A 21,914-nucleotide genomic window follows, 5' to 3' on the forward strand; every position below is an offset into this window, starting at 1 on the left:
TGCGTAACTTTTCCTTATTTTTTCAAAAAGTTACCGCCGGGCGCAGCCCGGCTCAGCTCCATGTATATTCACTCTCCCGTCAAAGCAACAAATCGCAGGGCTTTTTCAAAAAATGGAATTCCGGTAACTTTTTCGTTTTTTTGCGCAAAGTTACGCACATTTCAACGTTCCCGCGGCCGCCGAAACGACCGACAGCACAAATCTGCATTTTTTACGGTTCCGAACCCCCACAAACCCACATCTTTGCGTAACTTTTCCTTATTTTTTCAAAAAGTTACCGCCGGGCGCAGCCCGGCTCAATCACATGGAACCATTATAATATGTGAGCTGTATCGAGCATATTTCAATGGTTCCTTCCTTACGGCAACGCCGTATCAATCAATGGGTTCATTATAATATGCGAGCCCAGTCGAGCATATTTCAATGGTTCCTTCCTTACGGCAACGCCGTATCAATCAATGGAACCATTATACCACAACTGCAAATCAGGTGAAACAGAAAAAAGCCCTTTACCAGGGCTTACGCACAAAATAATGACGGAACGAATTACGACCGCAAATTGCCGCAATTTTCAATGCTTCCCTGAATCCACGATGGCAGATTCGCAGCTGTGGCGATAGGGACGATGGATTAAAAAAGTGCGATTTATATTCCATACTGCGTCTTTTGTAGCAGTCCTGAACATAAAATATACTTACTCAAACTCTCAAAAGAATTATTTTGTTCCCATATTAGCAGTCACACAAACAAATTTGCGCCTCACCTCTAGTGAAGGTCCAGAATTGTTCAGGCATCCCACACAATTCGCAAAAAGCATGTTCACGAGACGGCCCTAAAGTGCTATTTGGAACATAAAATGGCAATTGGGATTTTTTTGAATACCCACGGAAGCACAAATTGCATCTTCCATCGCAGCTTTTACCCCAAAGCAACATCTAAAACCATCATAATGACAAACCCTGCTGCGAATCCAATGGTGCCAATATTGCTGTGATCCCCTTCGCTGGCCTCCGGAATCAGTTCTTCCACGACCACATAGATCATGGCTCCGGCAGCGAAGGACAGCAAGTAGGGAAGAATCGGCGTTACAAAGCTGGTCAGCAGGATCGTGATGACCGCTGCCACCGGTTCCACAACCCCGGACAAGGTGCCATAAAGAAAAGCTTTCCCCTTGCTCACCTTCCCATCGCTCCTGAGGGGCATGGAAATAATCGCACCCTCGGGAAAATTCTGAATGGCTATACCAATGGCCAGCGTAAAGGCTCCTGCCATCGTAATCTCACTGTTTCCTGCAACCGCACCGGCAAAAGTCACGCCTACGGCCATTCCTTCCGGTATATTGTGCAAAGTGACCGCCAAAACCAGCATGGTCACCTTTTTCAGCTTTTCTTTCTTCGGGCCCTCCGGCTCCTTTGCATCTAAATGAAGATGTGGTATGCTCCGGTCCAGAACCAGCAGGAAAAGCACGCCGCCCACAACTCCTACAGCCGCAGGAAGAAAGGCCAGCTTCCCCATATCCTCTGACATGTCAATAGAAGGCATCAAAAGAGACCATACAGAAGCCGCTATCATCACGCCGGACGCAAAGCCCAGCAGCGCTTTCTGCAGGGATGGACGAATCTTAGCCTTTAAGAAAAAAACGCAGGCCGAACCGGCTGTTGTGCCCAGCAGGGGGATCATCAATCCCCAAAATGTCATCATTTTACCACCTCAATCTATCCATTTTGCTTAATTATATCCGTCAAAAAATACGCCATATGTTCCGCGTATGATTATTTATTCCCCTATTTCTGGAAATCTAACATGAAAAGCAATTACCCATATTCGTTTATGTTAAACCAAGTATGGATAAGTTTCCAAGGATTTCAGCGGCTGGTTTTTAATCTGTCCATAACGAAAGAAGCACTGCGGCATCAAATAAAATTCAATGCTGCAGCGCTCCTTTTAATTACCTACATTTCTTTAAAATCCACCCACTCTTTTGCGTCTTCCACATCCTGCTTGGAAGGAATCGCAACATTCGATTTCTCTTCCAGTTCCTGCGCATTTGCCAGGGGAAACGTCCGGAAGGCCTCTCTTAACTTTTCTGTCATAGTTTGATCTCCTAAGTTGCTTTTCATACGGAAGTCCATCCGCACCATTAGCTTTCCCCATGCATCTAAAATCAAACCTTCTTCTTACAAAAATTCCGCCGCCAAGGCGTCCAGCCGTTCATAACACAGGTTTCGAAACAGCTGACAGTATTTCCGAAATCCGGTCTGCCCGACCAAATAGATGTTAGGCATATAACTCATCCGCTTTTGGGAATACGCAATACGTTCCAGGCCGTTATCCAGGGCCGTATGGTTGCTGAGGGCAACCGACACATTCTTTTCTTCTGCCTTTTTAAGAAAATGATCCAGAGACCGCAGATAGCAGGTCACTGACGCTAGATCCCCGGGAGGATTGGAGCCGCCCCACAGCGCTGCCTGATAAACCTTTCCTTCTTCTGTAACAGGGAAGATAAAGCTCAGACCGCCAGGCGTGTGCCCAGGCGTATCGTACACCCATATAGTTTTATCGCCCAGGACCATAACATCCCCTTCTTTAATATAGACATCAATCTGATAATCCTTCCACGTATCGGGCCGCTCTTTCTTCACCGGCTCCTCCTGCCAGAACCGGTCATCCCGCCGGGAAAGATACGTCTGCGGCCGATAGGCTTCTACGATCCATTTTCCGCAGCCTGTGTGATCCGCATGCCCATGGGTCAGCACTAGCTTCTTTATATCCTCCGGCTTCCAGCCCACATCCCGAATCGCAGAAACAATCGCATCAAAGGCCTCCCGACACGGCCAGATGGCATCAAGCACGATCAAGCCTTCTGTGGATTTCAGGACAAAACAATTGGTCTCTTTTTGAGCTATAATCAGCAGATCATCAAAGATCAAAGCATGAGTAAAAAAGGACATATCCTCCATGCCGCTGATGGTTTCCTCTGTGATAATCGGTGTTTCTAATCGTTTCATAGTTCCTCTCCTTTAAACATTCGCTGCATTAAAAAACTGCGGACAAAACATTGCCCACAGCAGCCTTCTTTAAGAGTACACCGAAAAAAGGCCTGCCTGTCCGCAAACCATAGTTTTCGATGAAAAGGAACTTACTCTGCACAATGTTTCATCCAATCAATTGCACAGAGTTTTTTCGATTTTTAGGAGGCAGCTCTCGATTTATGCCCATTGGATTTTCCTTTCTTGGCTTAACTTACCCCTTACATTTTATCAGACGCAAACCGCTTTGCAAGAGGGATTTTTGCAGGAATTATGTCGTTTCGTAACCCTCGCCTTTTCTGGTTGGTTTATCCACATTCTGTCGTATCTGTAAAGCGAAATCACCTCTGCCCGCGCCTCGCAAAAATAAAAATACCCATATTCTCCCGAAAACAAGAGAATATGGGTAACTTTGCAACGGTCTGAGCGACTCATTTTTTAAAAACTGAAAATCGCTTTTTAACGATTAATATTCTTTCAGGAAGTTCACCAGCAGCTGCACGGTGTTTTCCATATCGTCCATATTGATGGTTCCCACAGCTGTGTGCATGTATCTCTGCGGAATACATACGCCGCCCGCCAGAACTCCGCCGCCGGCCATTGCTGCGGACCAGGCATCCGTACCGCCTCCGGTCATGACTTCCCTCTGATAAGGGATGCCGTGCTTTTCTGCGGTCTGAATCAGCCTTCTGGTCAGCTTGCGGGGCACATTATTGCCGGTAGCTCCCAGAATCGGGTCCCAGTCATAATACTTGATTCCCGGTCCGTCGCCCATCTTTTCAGAGCATTTATTGATTTCAACGCCCGGTGTATCGCCGGTAAGGGTCACATCGATAGCCAGGAACAGTTCCGGATTCAGCCTGTTAACCAGCGGACCGCCGCTGCGGATGCCTACTTCTTCCTGAACCGATCCCACTACGCAGATGGTTGGCTCCAGCTCTGTATCCTGCAGGCGCTTCATCATTTCCACCAGCACCGCGCAGCCTGCTCTGTCATCCACCGATTTTCCGGTGTAAAATTTCCCGTCGTTGAGCATATAGCCTTCTCTGGCAAAGCCCATGTAGTCGCCCACCTGCACACCCAGAGCGTTAGTCTCTTCTCTGGACATGGTTCCGAAATCAACAAAAAGATCCTCGATTTTGATTACCTTTTCATGATCCTCTTCGGTCATGATATGGGCCGGTTTGGAGCCGGTCACGCCGTAAACCTTCTTGCCGCTGTCGGTCATAACTACCATATCCTGATTTACTGCGGTTCTGTCATCGTGGTAGCCCACCGGCAGGAATCTGGCGATTCCGTTGTCCTCTATGTAGTTGATGATAAATCCGATCTCATCCATGTGAGCGGAGAGAACGATTTTTCTGTCCCGGTCTTTTCCGTATTTGATAAAGATCTGGCTGCCCAGCGGGTCCTCGATATGTTCATCGTACAGGCCCTCCATCTCTTTTTGCAGGGCCGCGGCCGTCTCTTCTTCGTTTCCGGAAACACCGAAGGTATTGTCCAGGTTGTACAAAGTTTCTAACATTGAATTCTTTTTCATAATTACTCCTCTACATTACAAATCCGCATACCAGATACAGAATCAGCGTCAGCCCGCCTGCGATACAGGCGTAAGGCAGTGTGGCGAACATCAGGTCGATGGATTTGATTTCGCAGCCCTGCGCGCACATGATAACGCCGTCACCGTACAGACAGGTGTTGCTTCCGAAAGCAGCGCCTGAGAAAACAGCAGCCGAAGCCAGAATCGGGTCTACGTCCATAGCCGTAGCCAATGGAATTACCAGCGGCAGAATGATTGCGGCCAGATCCCAGAAACAGCCTGTGGCATAAGCATAGATACCGCAGACAATGAATACTACCGCAGGCAGGAAAGCGCCCTTCATAATCGGCAGTGTTATTTCGATAATATAATTTGCCAGGCCCAGGTCTGTGTTAACCGCCTGCACGGAAAACGCCAGTACCGACAGGATCAGCACGAAGCCCATGCTGAGAACGCCGTCATAGCAACAGGTTAGGATTTCCTTAAACTTCAGCTTGCCCTGAATCAGGTAAAGCAGGAAAGCTACGATTACGCCGGCAAAGGAACCGTAAAGAACTTCGCTGCCGCATAAAAGCGTCACTGCGATCATCACCACCAGAGGAATCAGGAAATTCCACGGACGGGCCTTATAGCCCTCCGGCAGCTCCTCTTCTTCAAAGCCCGGATCTACCGCTTCTACACTTCCACCGATGGGGAACACATCGCCTGTTTCCTCAGCACGAAGGGAGTCCTTCTTAATCATGCCCAGCTTGGGGAAAAGGCCCAGAGCATGAAGAAATACCAGAATAACCATGATCCATGCGTAGAAAGTCAGCGGCATAGCTTTCAGATACGCGCCCATGCCCTCTCCGCCTACTGTGATGCCTTCCTTTTCCAGAAGCGCCGCAAAGTACACGGCCCAGGATGAAAGCGGGATCAGGATGCAGACCGGCGCAGCTACGCAGTTTACTACGAAAGCCAGCTGAGATCTGGGAATACGCAATCTGTCCGTGATACCTTTCATGGTCGTACCAACAGCCAGGTTGTTGAGATAATCATCCAGGAAGATAATTACGCCCAGGATGGCCGTACCTGTCAGCGCTTGTCTCTTTGTGTGGATGAAGTTCGACGCCCAGTAGCCGAAGTCCTTTACCGCATGGGACTGCTCAAACAGCACAATGAGAATTCCAAACATGGAAATTACCAGCAACAGCCACTGCAGCGTCTCATTGGACATGGACGAGTAAATATACTTGAACCAATTGACAACGCAGCCTTTTGCTCCTCCCAAAATCACTGCGCCTACCGACAGTCCGCAGACCATAGCAAACAGGGTCCGCTTCGTTGTCACCGCGATCACCAGTATGGTAATTACCGGAAGAACGCTTAAAATACCATATGAATCCATATAGTCCTCCTTAAAATGATAATAGTATTTTTCAATCTCTCCCCGCCCCATTTTGCGATGATCCGTCGACGAAAATCCGCCCCGTTTCGACAAATCCATCAGCATTATATCACTGAATTCTCATTTCGTCACTATTTTTCTCTATTTTGAGATATTTTATTATTATTGCTATATTATTGTGAATTTTATATCATTTTTTTGCTCGATCAGAGACACAGAAAAAAGGCCCTTTCACTTATACAGTAAAAAAAGCCTTTAATTTAAAATAACAGCCACCCGATGGTATTTTATTCTGATTCAGATTGTTATTTTGTCGTATATTTTTTAACAATTTTGTCAATCCGCTTTTGGGCTTCTATACGGACAGTTTCGCAGCTTCAATAACCTGAAGCATCAGAACTGCTGTAGTCACGGCCCCTACGCCTCCCGGCACCGGCGTAATCGCACCGCACAAGGGCGATACCGAATCAAAATCCACATCGCCGCACAGTTTGCCCTCTTCATTGACATTGATTCCCACGTCGATTACCGTTTGTCCGGCTTTCACATAGCTTTTATCGATCATTGCCGCCCGGCCCATAGCCGCGATAAGCACATCGCTGTTCTGGCAGATTTCAATCATGGCCTCCTTGCCGGTCTTGCTGTGGCAGACTGTCACAGTGCCGTTTTTCTCCATAACCATCATAGCCACCGGCTTGCCGATAACCAGACTCCTTCCCAGGACAGCCACCCGCTTACCGATCAGATCGATACCGTAATGGTCCAGAATTTCCATACAGGCCCTGGCCGTACACGGCGCGAAGCCTCTGTGGGTTCCCGTAAAAATCCCTGCCAGAGAACCTTCCGTTATTCCATCCACGTCTTTTTCAGGCCGCAGCGCCTTCCTGACTGCCGCATCGTCTATTTGCTTTGGAAGCGGCTGAAAGATCAGTACGCCGTGAATACTGGCATCTTCATTGATTTCCTCAATCCCACCAAGCAGTTCTTCCTGCGAGATCGTCTCTTCAAAAATGTATTGTTTCACAGTCACGCCAACTTTTTCCGCCCGTTTCATCGCTCCCCGCTCATAGGACAAATCGCTGTCGTTTTCTCCCACGCGGACGATAGTCAGACATGGCTTCACCCCCCGCCGCTGCAATTCCGCCGTCTGATTTTGCAGTCTCTCTGTCAGCGCATCGGCTACTTCTTTTCCTTTTAAAAGTTGTGTCATTCTTTCTCTCCTATTTGATCGCGGCCAAGACCTGTTCCAGAATCCGGTCAGCCTTTTCCGTATAGTTTTTCAGCATCTCATCCGCTCTTTTATTGGCTGCATCCGCATATTCCCGGTTTTTCATCGCCTTTGTGTTGATATATACATTCAGACTGGCTCCCGCAAGAGCCGCCCGGCAAAAGGCTGCGCCCGCGCCCGCATCGCTTATTGCCATTGTACTTCCTTTATCCGCGAATCTGCCGCACAGCTCAATTCCCTGACAGCATTTTTCCATAATTGCCAGCGGCACCTCACAGGCTCCAACCAGCGCCTGCTCCATAACCCGGACTTTTTCTTCCTTCTGTTCCTCGGTTTCTTTAGGCATACCATATGCTTTAGCCAAGGGCGCAAACACCTCCGCGTCCTGCTGTACCAAATCCAGAAGTTCACGCTGCAGCAGCCTGGACCTGTCCATCAGCGCTTTGATCTCTTCTTCCACATCTTTATATTTCTTCTTTCCCACAGTGAGAGAACCCACCATGTTTCCCAGCGCCGTTCCTATGGCGCCGACCAAGGCGGACGCTCCGCCGCCTCCCGGCACAGGCTCACTGCCGGAAAGCACCTCCACAAAATCCTCGCAGCTTTCTTTTACAAACGTCATTCCCTTACCTCCTTTTCTCTTCTTTATCTTTCGTCAATATCTGCAAACTCATACGACCGCCAGATCGCCTAAATATCAATAAGTCTAATAGAAAAGCAAAATTTTGATATTCTCCCTCATTTTCCAATGGCCGCCCGGGCCAGACTATCGTTTTTGCGCTTTTTTCGGAAGCCATTTGATATTTATTGATTCCGAACACAAACGATCTCGCAAATCTGTGGCATAAAATGGTGAAAAATGCTCGACATAACTCAGTCCTGCAAGCTGCGGTAACTTTTCGCAAAAATCCGGATAAGTTACCGCAGCTGCCCTTTTGGCGGGCAGCCCGCATCTTACACTCTAAGAAGTTCCATAAAATCCTCTCTCGTCAGCTGGGACAGGGCCATTCCCTGGCCGCTCACCATTTCATCGGCCAGATGAGCTTTGCTCTCCTGCAGCCTGCGTATCCGTTCTTCGATGGTATCCTGCATAATCAGCTTGAATACGGTAACCTGTTTGTCCTGACCGATGCGGTGGGCCCGGTCAGATGCCTGGTTTTCCGCAGCCACGTTCCACCACGGATCATAATGGATGACTACCGTGGCGCCGGTCAGATTGAGCCCGGTTCCTCCCGCCTTCAGCGAGATGAGAAACAGCGGCACATCCCCTTCGTTGAACTGATGCACCATTTCCAGACGTTCTTTCTTACCGGTAGCGCCGGTCAGCATATAGTAAGGAATCCCTCTTTGTTCCAGCTCTTTTGCGATCAGGTCCAGCATGGAAGTAAACTGCGAAAAGAGCAGCACCTTCTGTTCCGATTCAATAGCAGTCTCCAAAAGCTCCATGCAGGTATCCAGTTTGGCAGCGGAGCCTTCATAGTTTTCATAAACGAGGTGCGGATCGCAGCACAGCTGGCGCAGGCGGGTCAGCGCAGAGAGAATTTCAATTTTTCCTGTACGGAACTGATCGCCGTTTTTCCCTGCGATTGTTTCCGACAGCTGTCTGGCATTGGCTCTGTAAATCGCCTCCTGCTCCTTTTCCATTCTGGCGTAGACAATGGTCTCGTTCTTATCGGGCAGTTCTTTGAGTACATCACGTTTCAGCCTCCGCAAAATAAAGGGGCTGATCATCCGCTGCAGCCTTTGCGCGATTCCCGCATCCCCATTCTGCACGATGGGCAGCTCATACTTCTTTCGAAAGGAGGCATAGGAGCCCAGGATTCCCGGCATCAGGTAATCAAAGATACTCCACAGCTCACTGAGACGGTTTTCAATGGGCGTGCCGGTGAGGGCGAACCTGACCTGCGCCTGAATCTTCTTTGCCGCCTTCGCCGCCTTTGTCTGGTGATTCTTTATATTCTGCGCTTCGTCCAGGATCTGGCAGTAAAACGTTTTTCCAATATAGTTGCCTTCGTCCCGTTTTAGCAAATCGTAGGAAGTAATGAGAATATCGTATTGCTCCCAGTCCTCCACCAGCATCTCCCGCTCTGCCGCTGTACCGGTTATGAGCAGCGTCTTCATATCGGGAGCAAACTTTATAACCTCCTCCATCCAATTGTAGACCAGAGAAGCAGGACAGATAAGCAGATTGGTTCTGTGGGCTCCGCTCTTTTTGGCTTCTTCCCGCGCCGCATAGAGGAAGGCCAGCATCTGCAGGCTTTTTCCCAGCCCCATATCATCGGCCAGTATGCCGCCAAAGCCCAGATCTCTCAATGTCATCAGCCATCGGTAGCCGTTCTTTTGATAACTTCTCATGACGGAAACCATCGGCGCCGGCACTTCGTAATCGCTGTCCTCTACGGCCTTGATATTTCGCAGCAGGGTTTTGAAGGATGAGGAACGGCTGACAATGGCGCCGTCGCAGGCTTTCAACACCTGGTCGATATAAAAGGATCTGTATTGAGGCACACGAATATGCCCGTCCCGAAGGTCTTCATCCGTCAGGCCCAAGCCGTCGGCCAGTTCCCATACCGCTTCCAGTCCGCTGTCCGCAAGGCGCATAAAATCGCCGTTTTTCAGACGGTAATACTTTTTCTTAAGCCGATACGCCTGCAGCAGGTCCTCCATCTCCTCCTGAGGCATGTCGCCCGCATCAATGGACAGATCCAAAAGCCCACTGTCCAGTCCGACATGGATTCCCACCTCGGGCGCCTGTCTGATGGATATCCGGTTGAGAGCGGCGGACAGAAAGACTTCACCCAACTGCTCCAGCTCGATTATTCCGTCTGTGAAAAGCTCGTACACACGGTCCTCGTCCATTTCATCGAGGAGGAATCGCCTGTCGTCTCTTTCCGGGAAATACCGGCCTGCCGTCCACACAGCTTTTCCCTCAGCCGCCGCGTCCCGGTACATCTCGCTGACATCCAGCTTTTCCAGCAGATTAAAGCGCTGGCCTTCTCCGTAAAGACTTTCCGGTCGGCAAACAAACATTCCATCCTCTTTATCAAGGTAAAAACGAATCTGGCATGGCTCCGGCATAAAACGCTCCGCCGCTTCCAGTCCGGCGATTTCGGAGAATTCCTGTATCTGGGGAAGCACCGATGTGCAGAAGGCCTGCATATCCCGTTCACCGATATGAAGCACTTCTCCGCCGTACCGACCGCCCGCTATGTCGCACAGCTCTTCCATGCGGTCACGGAATTCATCCGAACATTGATAAATTTTATCTTCGCTTACCAGATATGTCTCACGGTCGTTACTGACCATCTGCGCCTTGGGAACCGCCAGGTCATACCCGCCTCCCGCAGCCTCCACAAGCGCCAATTCCAGTCTTGGCTCCTCCTCGGTAAAATAGATGCGGGCAGCTCCACCATCGCCGATCTGACATGGCTGGGGCCGCATAATCGAAAAGAAATCCGCCAGGTTTTTGTCAGTCAGGTTCAGCTTTCGTATGGCCTCCGGGCTGCGGTAGCTGGCCAGATAACTGTACCTGCCGTCCTGCGCAGACCGCTCCTCCAGGCACTGCCTGAGGAATTCATAGAATCTTTGAGCCCGCTTTGTAAAGGCGCTGGCTTCGTGGATGAACTCCAGATTTTTCCCATAAGCAACCGTTTCCTTTTTCTCCACCGCCCGCACAAAATCCACAATATTTTTCAGCACATATTTCCTTTTTTCCGTACCGATCTTAAATTCCAGCTGCCAGGGCAGCCCTCTGCTCTTGTGCAGAATTGGTTCCAGGTCAACGCTTCCGTTAATCTCAGCCTGAAAGAACCTCGCCTTATCCCTCATGGAATACTGATAGATCAGATCCTTCACCTGCGCAGAAGAAGAAAGACTCCTGGAAAACCGTTCTTCCTGCATCCTTTCCTGACGCTGCAGCTCCTGCCTGAGGAACTGCGCTCCTGTATTTCCCGCAGCGTCCTCCTGCTGCTGCCGATAGCGCATTGCCAGAGCAATGCAGTGCTTGCACGGATAGGGAAACTGATTGACTGCCGGACAAGTGCAGCCGTAAGAAAACATTTTATCCTTGCGTATAAAGACACTGGTCTTGTAAAGCTGTCCGCTGCTGCCCAGCACTTCCCCTTTCACGTGGGTAGACGGCGCTCCGCCTCCTTCGCCAAAACTCTGGACAGTCAGGTTGCGTACGTGCCCCTGTTCGTACAGCTGTTTTCCTCTGGTATAAAACCGCGCCAGCGTGCTGCGCTTCAATTGGTCCAGTTCAATCATCTGTCATCTATCTCCTATCTAAGTTTCAATCCCTCACACACGATAGATTCTACCAGTTTCGGCTGCTAAAATCCAGCGGTACACAAAGAATCTGTCCCGTGAAGGAAAAAATTTGCGAAACACAGTGAAAACGGGCGGCCTGTGCAGGTTCGCCCGTTATTTTGTCAATGATTCTTTTATTGAACGTTAAAGGTCAGTTTTTCTCCGTCCGTGCTCATCTCTACGCTGTCGCCGTCCTTGATATTGCCCCGGATGATTTCACCCGCCAGTTCGGTTTCCACATATTTTTGCAGATACCGTTTGACCGGTCTTGCGCCGTAGGCCGGCGTATATGCTTCTTTGGCGATAAAGTTCTTCGCATCCTCGGTGAGGGTCAGGCGGATGTTCTTGTCGGCCAGCCGTCTTTCGATATCCACCATGGACAGCTGAATGATTCTGCCGATCTGATCCTCGGTCAGCGGCGAGAATACGACAATATCGTCGACACGGTTCAAGAATTCCGGTCTGAAATATTTCTTCGTCTCATCCTCAACCTGCTGTTTTACCTCATCGTCCACCGTACCGTCGGCCTTGATTCCGTCGATCAGGTATTGGCTTCCGATGTTGGAGGTCATGATGACGATTGTGTTTTTGAAGTCAACCGTGCGGCCCTGATTGTCAGTGAGGCGGCCGTCGTCCAAAAGCTGCAGCAGGATATTGAACACATCCGGGTGAGCCTTTTCAATCTCGTCAAAGAGGATAACGCTGTAAGGTTTTCTTCTCACAGCCTCTGTCAGCTGTCCGCCTTCATCGTAGCCCACATATCCCGGAGGCGCTCCCACCAGTCTGGATACGGAGTGCTTTTCCATATACTCGGACATATCGATACGAACCATGTTTCGTTCCGAATCGAACATTGCCTCTGACAGCGCTTTCGCCAGTTCGGTCTTGCCCACGCCGGTGGGCCCCAGGAAGATAAAGGAACCGATCGGTTTGCTCTCGTCCTTCAGCCCGGCTCTCGCACGCAGCACGGCTTCCGCTACCGCGTCCACCGCCGTATCCTGGCCGATTACCCGCTTGTGCAGGGTTTCCGGCAGCCGCAGCAGCTTTTCCCGCTCCGACTCCACCAGCCTGCTCACCGGAATTCCGGTCCAGCCTGCCACTACCTCGGCGATCTCTTCTTCGCCCACTTCTTCTTTCAGCAGACGATTTTCCTTTGCTTCGTCGGCCTGCTCCATCTCGCCTTCCAGTTTCTTTTCCAGCTCAGGAAGGGTTCCGTATTTCAACTGGGCCAGCTTTTCCAGATCATAATTTCTCTCAGCCTCTTCAATCTGCAGCTTAACCTCTTCGATCTGCTGTTTTGTGCTCTTGGACTCCGTGATAGCCTTCTTTTCGTTTTCCCACTGAGCTCTCATGGTAGCGCTTTCTTCCTTCAGCTGAGACAGTTCTTTTTCCAGGTGGTCCATTCTGGCCTTGGAAGCGTTGTCTGTTTCCTTGCTCAGCGCCTGCTTTTCAATTTCCAGCTGCATGATCTTTCTTGAAATCTCATCCAGCTCCGCCGGCATACTGTCGATTTCCGTACGAATCTTGGATGCCGCTTCGTCCATCAGGTCGATAGCCTTATCCGGCAGGAAACGGTCTGTAATATACCGGTCCGAAAGGGTTGCGCACGCAATCAGCGCATTGTCGGTAATCCGCACGCCGTGGTGGATCTCAAAGCGTTCTTTGAGGCCCCGCAGGATAGAAATGGTATCCTCTACCGTTGGCTGATCTACCAGCACCTTCTGGAAACGCCGCTCCAGCGCTGCGTCTTTTTCAATATACTTGCGATATTCGTCCAGCGTGGTTGCTCCAATACAGTGAAGCTCCCCTCTGGCCAGCTTCGGCTTGAGCAGGTTGCCCGCGTCCATAGCGCCTTCCGACTTGCCCGCGCCTACGATGTTATGGATCTCGTCGATAAAGAGGATAATCCGGCCCTCGGATTTCTCGATTTCACTCAGGACTGCTTTCAGACGTTCCTCAAATTCGCCCCGGAATTTGGCCCCTGCGATGAGCGCGCCCATGTCCAGTGCAAAGATGGTCTTATCCTTCAGCCCTTCCGGTACGTCGCCGTTGAGAATACGCTGAGCCAGCCCCTCTACAACCGCCGTCTTGCCGACGCCCGGTTCACCGATCAATACCGGATTGTTCTTTGTCCTTCGGGAAAGGATCTGGATGGTGTGACGGATCTCGGCGTCTCTGCCGATTACCGGGTCCAGCTTGCCCTCTTTTGCCATCTCAACCAGGTCACGCCCGTACTTGTTGAGCGCATCGTAGTTGTCCTCCGGATTCTGGCTGGTGACTCTCTGATTGCCCCTGACCTTTTCCAGAGCCTCCAGGAATTTGTTCTTTGTGATGCCGTACTTCTTGAAAATCTTTGAAGACGGCGTGCCTTTTTCTTCAAGCAGCGCCAGGTACATATGCTCTACGCTGACATATTCATCCTTGAAGTCTCCGGCAATTTTTTCCGCTTTCATCAGGATTTGTGAAAGTCGCCTGGACGAATACATGTTGTCGGCTCCGCCGGTTACTTTCGGAAGCTTTTCCATTTCTTCCTCTAAATCCCCAATAACAGCCCCAACATTTATTTCCATGAACTTGAGAAGTTTCGGGATGAGCCCGTCCTGCTGCATGACAAGTGCAAGGTGCAGATGCTCCCCGTCAAGTTGCTGGTGTCCTTCTTCTATGGCGATATTCTGGCAATCCATAATGGCCCCCTGGGCATTTTGTGTGTATTTTTCTAAGTTCATTTATGTTCACCTCCGCGCCTGTTAACCTTAGTATTAACCAGGAATTTTATCTTACACGTATATTGTAATACTGGGGAAACAAAAAGTAAAGAACTTTTTAGCACTCACTCGATAAGAGTGCTAACAATTTATATTTTTTATGCCGCTTCGTTTAAAAAGCTGCGATTTGTGCTTCGCGGCCCGGATGCCGCTGCGTATGGCTGAGGGTTTTTGCGACCAAATTGTGATTTACCTGGCAAATTCCGCGACCATTGAGCCGAAAAAAGCGCCTTGGTCGCAAACTCAAAACCAGTCTCTGCCCTCTGCCGCATCCGGGCTCCGTTCAGGCCGCATCTCTGCTGCATCCGGCCAGGAAGAAGCGTCTGTTTGATTTCACATTATAACGTGTTAAAGTATTTTCGGATCTTTCATCAGAAAAAAGAAGTGAAAGCGGATCTTTTTTCAACGTTTCTTATCCTTGCCGGCCGATTTCAAGCGAAAATTTCAAAAAGACAAATCCGAAAAACCCACAAACCCACATATTTCATCCGCTCCGGTCCCATTTCGAAGCAAAAAGCGCCAGGCAGGCCGGCCGCACGGCAGGCCAAACAGCTCGCAAGTTCCAGATATGAGAAACTAAAAAGGAAGGAATTTCAAAATTCCTTCCTGACTGCTCAAGCCTTTGATCGCCTATTGATTTTCTGCTATAAAGTTTTGAATGGCGCTGACCGCGTTGTCGATATGCCTGCCCAGAGGAATGTCTTCTACACTGACGACATGGATATGACAGCGATTGATCGGCAGAAGCACCTTGTAGGTATGGCTGCCGCCGATGGCAGAAGCCATTGTTGGAGTCAGCTCTCCCATCATGGAGTTGGCGTTAAGTATACCGATGACGCCCACTACGATATCTACGTGCTGCATATTGTGAACGATGGCGTTCTCGCCTGTGGCGCCGTCATCGGCGCCTGCCCGGAGCATCTGCCCTGTGGCCACTGAATTGGTGCCCAGACCGATCACATGCACCTCAGGCATCGCCGCCTTTATCTTTTCCACAATGGCTCTTCCGATACCGCCGCCCTGTCCGTCTACTACTGCAATTACCATATCTATTCCTCCCGCATTTGTTGATTCTGCTGTGATTTTATCACATATGCGTCTGGAAAAGCAATTGTCTTACTCAATCTCGTCGGTTTTATAGATAAATTTCACGGTTCCTTTAGTCTCCGCCTTCTTTCCTGCAAAGCTCTGATAATCTGCAGCCGCGTCCTGCAGAGCTTTCAGCCGGTCCACAACCTTTGAAACATCCCCGTCAAAAGCTTTCACCAGCTTATCGACTCCATCGCTTTTAAATTTCGCGATTCCACTTGCCAGGTCTCTGGCGCCTGTTGCCAGCGTACCCGCACCGTCGTTTACTTTCCTTGCTCCAGCATTCAAAGCGCTGGCTCCATCGTTTACCTTGCTGGCGCCCTTTTTCAGATCGCCTGCTCCGGATTCCAAAAGACCTGCGCCCTCACAGGCCTGCGTAATTCCTGTATTGAGGTCCTTCGCGCCGCCGGAAAGATCCGTGAGTCCGCTTTCCAGATCCTTAGTCCCCTTGACCAGTTTATCGGCCCCGGTCTGCAGCTTGGTCACACTGTCTTTCATCCCTGCGCTTTCTGACGCCAGTGAAGATGCAATCTGCTTCTGTCCGTCAATGCTCTTTTGAATGGCGCCTTTTGCCTGTGCCAAAGCAGCTTTTCCATCATCGGATAATTTACTTGCATCAATTGCGTTTAAAGCATTCAGCGCCGCCTGGTCAGCCTGCATTGTTCCTGCCTGGCTCTGGGATCCCTGGATTCCTGCCGTTACTTTGCCAACCGCTTCCTGCAATTTATCCGGAATCTGCCCGATTCCGCCTTGCAGCTGCACGGCCCCTGCTTCCAGGTCCCCGGCTCCGGCCTGCAGCTTAGCTGCTCCTTCTTTCAGACGCGCGCTTCCGTCTTTGGCTACCGTAAGCCCATCGCCCAGCTGAGCCACCTTCTCTTTCAGAGTCTTGGTTCCTTTGTACAAGTCCTTGGTCCCCTTGGAAAGCGTTCCGCTTCCTTTATAAAGATCGCCCGTTCCCTTTTCCAGGTCACCGGCCCCGCTCTGGAGCTTCTCCGAGCCATCCTGAAGCTGCGCTGCCGCTGACTGCAGCTCACCCAGCGCAGCCTTCAGGTCGTCCATCTGCTCGATGTCCCCCAAATCCAGATCAGAAAGTAAGCTGCTTGTCGCTACGGACATGGTTCCATCCAGTGAAAACTTCTCCGCCTGACAAGTCACCTCCACATAATCCGGTATGGAGACACCGGCATCCTCCAATTCCAGGCTTTGCGAAAGCCCCGGAAGGGCATATCCGACGACCATGGATTTCTGCCCGTCGTTAATGACTTTCCCATTGGTCACTTCCACATTGCTGAATTTATCGTTATCCAGGCTCATACCTGTCATAACCACAAAGGGAACATAGACACCGTGCAGTTTCTGGTTATTGGTATAATCAAAGCGCATCTTCACCTTGCCGCTTTTGCCTGCCAGTTCTTTTGGAGAAACCTCTTTACCGTTGAGATAGTAGCTGACCTTCATCTCTACCGGCAGTTCCTTTTTTATCTCACCCTGATAGTAAATATCCTTGCCCCCGGCTTTCCAGGTGCCCTTTCCATCTTTCTCATCAAAGGTTTCATCGCCTTTTACGTTTTCAATCTTTTTTAATTCCGTATAGTCCTTGACCAGGCTCAGCTCTCCCGTGTTTTTCAACCATTCGCTGACGATGATCTTGTCGGCCCCGCCGTTTTCATCGCTCATAACGTATACGGTTTCTTCCTTGGAAAGGTTTGAATCGGACGCATTCTTTTTCTCGGCTGCAAACGCCGGACTGGCGCTGCCTGCCGCAAGTGCCAGGCTTAAAATCACAGCCAGTATTCTACTTTGATGCCGCAAGTTTCTGCTCATTTTCTGCTTCCTCCTTTGAATACTTAAAGCCTTTGCTGGTGCCGCATATGATCCTGTGGAACAGTACCAGCATTGCAGGCAGAATAAAGATTACAATAACCATACTGATCAGCGCCCCTCTTGCCATAAGGCCGCACAGGGAACTGATGATATCAATATCCGAGTAGATCCCCACGCCGAAGGTGGCCGCAAAGAAGCACAGCGCGCTGACGATAATCGACGGAATCGAGGTGCTGAGAGCGATTTGAACCGCTTGATGCCTATCCTTCCCCAGCTGCAGCTCCCGCCGAAAACGGGTTGTCATCAGTATCGCGTAGTCTACGGTCGCCCCCAGCTGAATGGTGCCGATACAGATGGAAGCGATAAACGGCAGGCGTGTGCCGGTGTAAAACGGAATTCCCATATTGATGAAGATCGCCAGCTCAATAACAGCCACCAGTATGACCGGCAGGGATGCCGATTTGAAATTAATGGCGATAATCAGGAAAATCGCAATGATGGAAATAAAGCTTACAACCTTGAAATCGTGGTTGGTTATGGAAATCAGATCCTTTGTGCAGGGAGCTTCTCCAATAACCATTGCCTTGGGATCGTATTTATCGGCAATTTTGTTGATTTCTTTTATCTGCTTATAGACAGCTCCTGTAGCTACCTTATATTTAGAATTAATGATCATCAGCTGCCGCCCGTTTTCCTGCAGTTCATTCAGCACACTGTCCGGTATCATTTCTTTGGGAATGGCCGGTCCCATAACGGAATTGAACCCCAGTACGGTATTCACACCGTCCACCTTCTCAATATCCTGCGTCATCTGGTTTGCCGCTTTGGTTGACAGATCGGCGTCAGCCAGAATCATATAGGTAGATCCGATATCAAATTCTTTATCCAGCTTTTCATTTGCCACGATACTGTCCAGGTTCTTCGGCAGGCTGGCATCCAGATTGTAATAGACATCGGTCCTGGTATATCCGATCAGAGACGGTATCAACAGAATCAGGAACAAAAGTCCGAAAAGCCGTGAATGTCGTATAATGAAAGCCGCCGGCCGATCCATGACAGGTATGATTTCCCGGTGCATGGTTCTTTCGATCAGCCTGTCAAAGGCCAGAATCATGGAGGGCAGAATCGTTACGCTCCCCACAACACCGAAGATGACGCCTTTGGCCATTACGATTCCCAAGTCCAGCCCCAGTTTGTAAGTCATAAAGCATAAGGCGATAAATCCGGCAATGGTTGTGATCGAGCTGCCCGAAACCGACGTTATGGTATGGGCGATGGCACGGGACATGGCAGCAGGCTTATCGCCGGGAAGCTTTTCGCATTCCTCCTGATAGCTGTGCCAGAGGAAAATCGAATAGTCCATGGTTACGCCCAGCTGCAGCACTGCGCTGAGGGCCTTGGTCACATAGGAGATTTCGCCCATGAAGTAATTGCTTCCCAGATTGTACAGGATCTCCATGCCGATTCCGGCAAGGAATATAACCGGTATGATATAGGAATCCATACAGATCGCCAGAACAATGGCTGCCAGGGCGACTGCGATCATGACATAGATCGGCTCCTCGTGCTCCGCCAGATCCTTTGTATCTGTAACAACAGCAGACATGCCGCTGACAAAACATTTTTCGGCGGACAAGCGGCGGATATCCCGTATGGCATCCATGGTCTCATCCGCAGAGGTAGATGTGTCAAAAAAAATTGCCATCAGGGATGTATCGCCTTTTTGTATGGCATCCTTATATTTGTCCGGCAGGATCTCTTCCGGAATGGATGGGTCCAGCGCAGTTTCATAACTGATAACCGAATCCACATGATCGACCTTTTTGATTTTATCTTCCAGGTCCACTTTCGCACTGGTGGAAAGGCCTTCTGTCATAACCATGGAAAAGGCTCCCTTGCCAAAGTCATCCATCAGGATATCCTGGCCTTTTATGGTCTCAATGTCGCCGGGCAGATAGGTCAGCACATCATAATTGATTCTGGTTTTGATCATCCCAAGAACGGACGGAATCAAAAGCAGCAGGCAGACAACTAAGATGACTCTCCTGTGTTTTACTACTTTCTCTCCGAACTTTAACATATCCGGCCTCCTTCTTTCCTCTTAAATCCTGTTCATTTTATGCCTTTGAAACCGGTTACGCCATAGACAAAAAAAGAGCAGTGTTAAAAATTTTAACACTGCCCCCTGTCTGTCAAAAACTAATCGGTTTCCGAATCAAAAAGATCTGCTTCCATGTGGCGTTTAAGCAGCCTATTCAATTTGCTGCTTATCCGCTGCGGGTCCTCCTTCATGCCTCCTCCGATCCACTCCAGAATGATGCCCACCAGCGCGTATTTGTAAAAATCGCAGATGAAATCCCGATCCTCTTTGGCGATCTTTTCCGATCCCTCCATACCTCTGATGAACAGAGCGATCAGATCATAGACAATTCGGTAGAGATATCGTTCCAAATGCTCCCGGCCCACGGAATTGTAAGCGTTTATGGTAAAGTTCTTATTGTTTTCAATATAGCGGAACACTTCCAGGTACACGTCCTGCCAGTTCTCGCAGATGCGCTCCTTGTCGATAAACTGCTCCCCTTCCTGGAGAAAGGTCCATTCCAGCAGGTCATAAATGTCCTTGAAATGATAATAGAAGGTCTGTCTTTTCACGCCGCAGTCATCGGCGATTTCTTTGACTGTGATCTTATCCAGTGTTTTCTTCGCCAGCATCTTTTTCAGAGATGCCGCCATTGCCCGCTGTGTAAGCTGTGACATAAGTTCCTTTCCGGAATCAGTAGATCAGCTTTTCTCTGATTCCTTCGAATGCTTTCATTTCCAGATTGCGCACTTTTTGATGCGCTGCCGCCGCCGGAGCCAGAACGCCCAGCCTTATGGTGGTGATGTGCTTTCTCCGTTTTTTTCGCAGGGTTGCCCGCTCCTCAACGGACTCCACCTTTTCTGTTTTCAGATGTACCGTGCGCTTCGTATAACCTCCGCAGGTCAGGGAGATTGTCCTTGAATCTCCTGTAATCGCCGTATTGGTATATTCCAGGATCACGGACACGCAGGCTCCCACAAAAATCATCCCACATGCTGCGATCAGGATTGTTCGGAGCATGGGATGCATGGGCCACCAAAAGCTTCCTGCCGCAGCTGCCAAAAGCAGGGCGCAGCAGATAAAGCGCCCGCAGAGAAAAAAATAAGGAAAGGCCTTCGGTCCCGCAGCTGTATAGGCCTTCGGTTCTTCGATCTCCGGTAAAAAGCGGCCCAGAAAAGCGTAGAGCTTTTCCTTCCGCAGGACGGGATAAAGAACCGCCGCCTCCTGGTTATCCTCTCCGCCGCTGCCATACCCGACAGCAAAGACTTCCAGGGTCCCCCGTTTGAAAATCCGCATAAGGATCGACTGATTGTACGACACGCCGCTGATCTTTTCCTTAATCAGCGTATGGGTCTTTTTATTCAGCAGTCCGTATTCAATGAAAACAGAGGTTTCCCGATTGGTAATACGAAACCCGTAATACTTAATCATCGTCAGCATAACGCTGATGGCTACTCCCACCAAATAAAGTGCGAGGATTACCGCCGCGATCAGCAGGGGCGCGGAAATGCTCAAAAAATAGTCCAGCATCACTTCCTGTCCGTCAACACTCCTGGAAAGAAAAATCCTGGAAATCACACTGATGGCCGCGCCGCCGTAAGCCAGCAGCTGTATGACAACCAGAGCCTTTGAACGGAGCAGCCCCATCAAAAGGATCTCTCCCGTACCTGCCAGGATCGTATTGCCGCTGGTATCTTCGGAAATACGGTCATCGTGCAGCTCCTGTTCCGGCTGCTCCCGTTTGGACAGCAGCAGCTTCTTCACCTGTACAGCGTCATCTATTTTAAAGGCCATCCTGACCCTTCCTGAATCGCCGCTGATGCTGCTGGCGTTATCTACATTCACGCTGTAGACTTTGAACAGCTGAAAAAAGATATTCTGGGAAAAATCCACAGTCGTTATATTGGAAAGAGGGATTTCCCGCGTTTTCTTTTTGAGCCACCCGCTCTCCACCAGCAGCTTTTCATCGTCAATGCTGTAATAGGTGAAAAGATACTGAATCAGCCTGCTTATGGGTGCGAAAAGCACAACGATCAGCACCGGAATATTTTCCAGCAGCTTTTGATAATCCCGCAGAATCAGGGAAACGGCCACAGCTGCCAGCAGCAACCCGAAGTCCCGAAAGAAGCGTTCAAAAATGAACATGAAATGTCCCCGTCTCGGTCCGAATCTCATTGTCCTTCCTCCCTGGCCTCCAGCCTGGTGTAAAGCCTGTTTTTCAGGTTCTCCGCGATCTCGTCAGCCACCTCTTTCGCCAGACATTCAATTTTAAAGCTGTTGCTGGCCAGCGACATTTCCACTCCGTACAGCCCCATCCTGCGGTTGATCGGTCCCTGGCTTACGGTAATATGCTGAATCCGAATGATGGGAATAATGGTGTTGGTAACGAAGAAGATACCATGGCGGATATCCACCTTATCTTCTGTTATGTAATAGCCCCACTGCCGATATTCGATCAAAGGGTAAATCAGAATTCCCAAAAGCTTGTACAGCATCAGCAAACCCAATACCAGCTGCAAAATCCAGCGATACGGTTCTGTCTGCGGTATAAAGATACTGCCTGCCCACAGGGCGCAGCAGATCAAAAGCAGGATTACAAAAGAGATAGCCCTGCCGATACGCCAGCTGGTAATGGCCTTTTTGTCCAGCTTGATATAGTCCATC

General features: G+C 49.8%; 16 protein-coding genes. 1 reads left to right on the top strand and 15 read right to left on the bottom strand.

Annotated elements, in window-relative coordinates; translation table 11 throughout:
* Window positions 1-251, top strand: a 251-nt coding sequence (locus NE619_RS15755) for a hypothetical protein (RefSeq protein WP_256133419.1), incomplete at its 5' end; no start/stop codon positions are given.
* A gap of 667 nt (window positions 252-918) precedes the next feature.
* On the opposite strand, the gene NE619_RS15760 is transcribed toward NE619_RS15755, so the two are convergent.
* From NE619_RS15760 to NE619_RS15830, 15 genes are all read right to left on the bottom strand, one after another.
* Entirely contained in the window at window positions 919-1,701 is a 783-nt protein-coding gene (locus tag NE619_RS15760) for a ZIP family metal transporter (RefSeq protein ID WP_256133420.1), read from the bottom strand.
* A 251-nt stretch (window positions 1,702-1,952) separates the two neighbouring features.
* Window positions 1,953-2,093 (bottom strand): CDIF630_02480 family spore surface protein, encoded by a 141-nt coding sequence (locus tag NE619_RS15765; RefSeq protein ID WP_256133421.1) that lies wholly within the window; start codon window positions 2,091-2,093, stop codon window positions 1,953-1,955.
* A gap of 84 nt (window positions 2,094-2,177) precedes the next feature.
* On the bottom strand, window positions 2,178-3,008 hold the full coding sequence (locus NE619_RS15770; RefSeq protein ID WP_256133422.1) for an MBL fold metallo-hydrolase: 831 nt from the start codon (window positions 3,006-3,008) through the stop codon (window positions 2,178-2,180).
* 487 nt (window positions 3,009-3,495) lie between these two features.
* A complete protein-coding gene (locus NE619_RS15775) occupies window positions 3,496-4,569 on the bottom strand; it encodes a M42 family metallopeptidase (protein WP_256133423.1) in 1,074 nt (357 codons plus the stop codon).
* Window positions 4,570-4,579: 10 nt separating this feature from the next.
* A complete protein-coding gene (locus NE619_RS15780) occupies window positions 4,580-5,956 on the bottom strand; it encodes a Na+/H+ antiporter NhaC family protein (protein ID WP_256133424.1) in 1,377 nt (458 codons plus the stop codon).
* A gap of 355 nt (window positions 5,957-6,311) precedes the next feature.
* Window positions 6,312-7,166 (bottom strand): bifunctional 5,10-methylenetetrahydrofolate dehydrogenase/5,10-methenyltetrahydrofolate cyclohydrolase, encoded by an 855-nt coding sequence (locus tag NE619_RS15785; RefSeq protein WP_256133425.1) that lies wholly within the window; start codon window positions 7,164-7,166, stop codon window positions 6,312-6,314.
* Between the two features lie 10 nt (window positions 7,167-7,176).
* Entirely contained in the window at window positions 7,177-7,806 is a 630-nt protein-coding gene (locus tag NE619_RS15790) for a cyclodeaminase/cyclohydrolase family protein (RefSeq protein WP_256133426.1), read from the bottom strand.
* A gap of 332 nt (window positions 7,807-8,138) precedes the next feature.
* Window positions 8,139-11,450 carry a DEAD/DEAH box helicase gene (locus tag NE619_RS15795; RefSeq protein ID WP_256133427.1) on the bottom strand — a complete coding sequence of 1,104 codons (3,312 nt, stop codon included), beginning with the start codon at window positions 11,448-11,450 and terminating at the stop codon, window positions 8,139-8,141.
* Window positions 11,451-11,626: 176 nt separating this feature from the next.
* On the bottom strand, window positions 11,627-14,218 hold the full coding sequence (gene clpB / locus NE619_RS15800; protein ID WP_256133428.1) for an ATP-dependent chaperone ClpB: 2,592 nt from the start codon (window positions 14,216-14,218) through the stop codon (window positions 11,627-11,629).
* Between the two features lie 669 nt (window positions 14,219-14,887).
* A complete protein-coding gene (locus NE619_RS15805; protein ID WP_256133429.1) occupies window positions 14,888-15,304 on the bottom strand; it encodes a DUF3842 family protein in 417 nt (138 codons plus the stop codon).
* 69 nt (window positions 15,305-15,373) lie between these two features.
* Window positions 15,374-17,170: a hypothetical protein gene (locus NE619_RS15810; RefSeq protein ID WP_256133430.1), complete on the bottom strand. Its 1,797-nt coding sequence runs from the start codon at window positions 17,168-17,170 to the stop codon at window positions 15,374-15,376.
* Window positions 17,142-19,250 carry an efflux RND transporter permease subunit gene (locus NE619_RS15815; RefSeq protein ID WP_256133431.1) on the bottom strand — a complete coding sequence of 703 codons (2,109 nt, stop codon included), beginning with the start codon at window positions 19,248-19,250 and terminating at the stop codon, window positions 17,142-17,144. Before NE619_RS15815 ends, NE619_RS15810 begins: the two co-directional genes overlap by 29 nt.
* Before the next feature lie 119 nt (window positions 19,251-19,369).
* A complete protein-coding gene (locus tag NE619_RS15820) occupies window positions 19,370-19,927 on the bottom strand; it encodes a TetR/AcrR family transcriptional regulator (RefSeq protein ID WP_256133432.1) in 558 nt (185 codons plus the stop codon).
* Window positions 19,928-19,943: 16 nt separating this feature from the next.
* Window positions 19,944-21,425: a PH domain-containing protein gene (locus NE619_RS15825; protein WP_256133433.1), complete on the bottom strand. Its 1,482-nt coding sequence runs from the start codon at window positions 21,423-21,425 to the stop codon at window positions 19,944-19,946.
* Complete coding sequence (locus NE619_RS15830; RefSeq protein WP_256133434.1) at window positions 21,422-21,913, bottom strand: PH domain-containing protein; 492 nt, start codon at window positions 21,911-21,913, stop codon at window positions 21,422-21,424. Before NE619_RS15830 ends, NE619_RS15825 begins: the two co-directional genes overlap by 4 nt.
* Between the last annotated feature and the right edge of the window lies 1 nt (window position 21,914).

Source organism: Anaerovorax odorimutans, assembly GCF_024459955.1.
GTDB classification, from domain to species: domain Bacteria; phylum Bacillota; class Clostridia; order Peptostreptococcales; family Anaerovoracaceae; genus Hominibacterium; species Hominibacterium odorimutans_A.

Bases quoted from the DNA above. Each gene is read 5' to 3' on its own strand.
- NE619_RS15760 (WP_256133420.1), bottom strand. From the start codon at position 1,701: ATGATGACATTTTGGGGATTGATGATCCCCCTGCTGGGCACAACAGCC.
- NE619_RS15765 (WP_256133421.1), bottom strand. From the start codon at position 2,093: ATGACAGAAAAGTTAAGAGAGGCCTTCCGGACGTTTCCCCTGGCAAAT.
- NE619_RS15770 (WP_256133422.1), bottom strand. From the start codon at position 3,008: ATGAAACGATTAGAAACACCGATTATCACAGAGGAAACCATCAGCGGC.
- NE619_RS15775 (WP_256133423.1), bottom strand. From the start codon at position 4,569: ATGAAAAAGAATTCAATGTTAGAAACTTTGTACAACCTGGACAATACC.
- NE619_RS15780 (WP_256133424.1), bottom strand. From the start codon at position 5,956: ATGGATTCATATGGTATTTTAAGCGTTCTTCCGGTAATTACCATACTG.
- NE619_RS15785 (WP_256133425.1), bottom strand. From the start codon at position 7,166: ATGACACAACTTTTAAAAGGAAAAGAAGTAGCCGATGCGCTGACAGAG.
- NE619_RS15790 (WP_256133426.1), bottom strand. From the start codon at position 7,806: ATGACGTTTGTAAAAGAAAGCTGCGAGGATTTTGTGGAGGTGCTTTCC.
- NE619_RS15795 (WP_256133427.1), bottom strand. From the start codon at position 11,450: ATGATTGAACTGGACCAATTGAAGCGCAGCACGCTGGCGCGGTTTTAT.
- clpB (WP_256133428.1), bottom strand. From the start codon at position 14,218: ATGAACTTAGAAAAATACACACAAAATGCCCAGGGGGCCATTATGGAT.
- NE619_RS15805 (WP_256133429.1), bottom strand. From the start codon at position 15,304: ATGGTAATTGCAGTAGTAGACGGACAGGGCGGCGGTATCGGAAGAGCC.
- NE619_RS15810 (WP_256133430.1), bottom strand. From the start codon at position 17,170: ATGAGCAGAAACTTGCGGCATCAAAGTAGAATACTGGCTGTGATTTTA.
- NE619_RS15815 (WP_256133431.1), bottom strand. From the start codon at position 19,250: ATGTTAAAGTTCGGAGAGAAAGTAGTAAAACACAGGAGAGTCATCTTA.
- NE619_RS15820 (WP_256133432.1), bottom strand. From the start codon at position 19,927: ATGTCACAGCTTACACAGCGGGCAATGGCGGCATCTCTGAAAAAGATG.
- NE619_RS15825 (WP_256133433.1), bottom strand. From the start codon at position 21,425: ATGAGATTCGGACCGAGACGGGGACATTTCATGTTCATTTTTGAACGC.
- NE619_RS15830 (WP_256133434.1), bottom strand. From the start codon at position 21,913: ATGGACTATATCAAGCTGGACAAAAAGGCCATTACCAGCTGGCGTATC.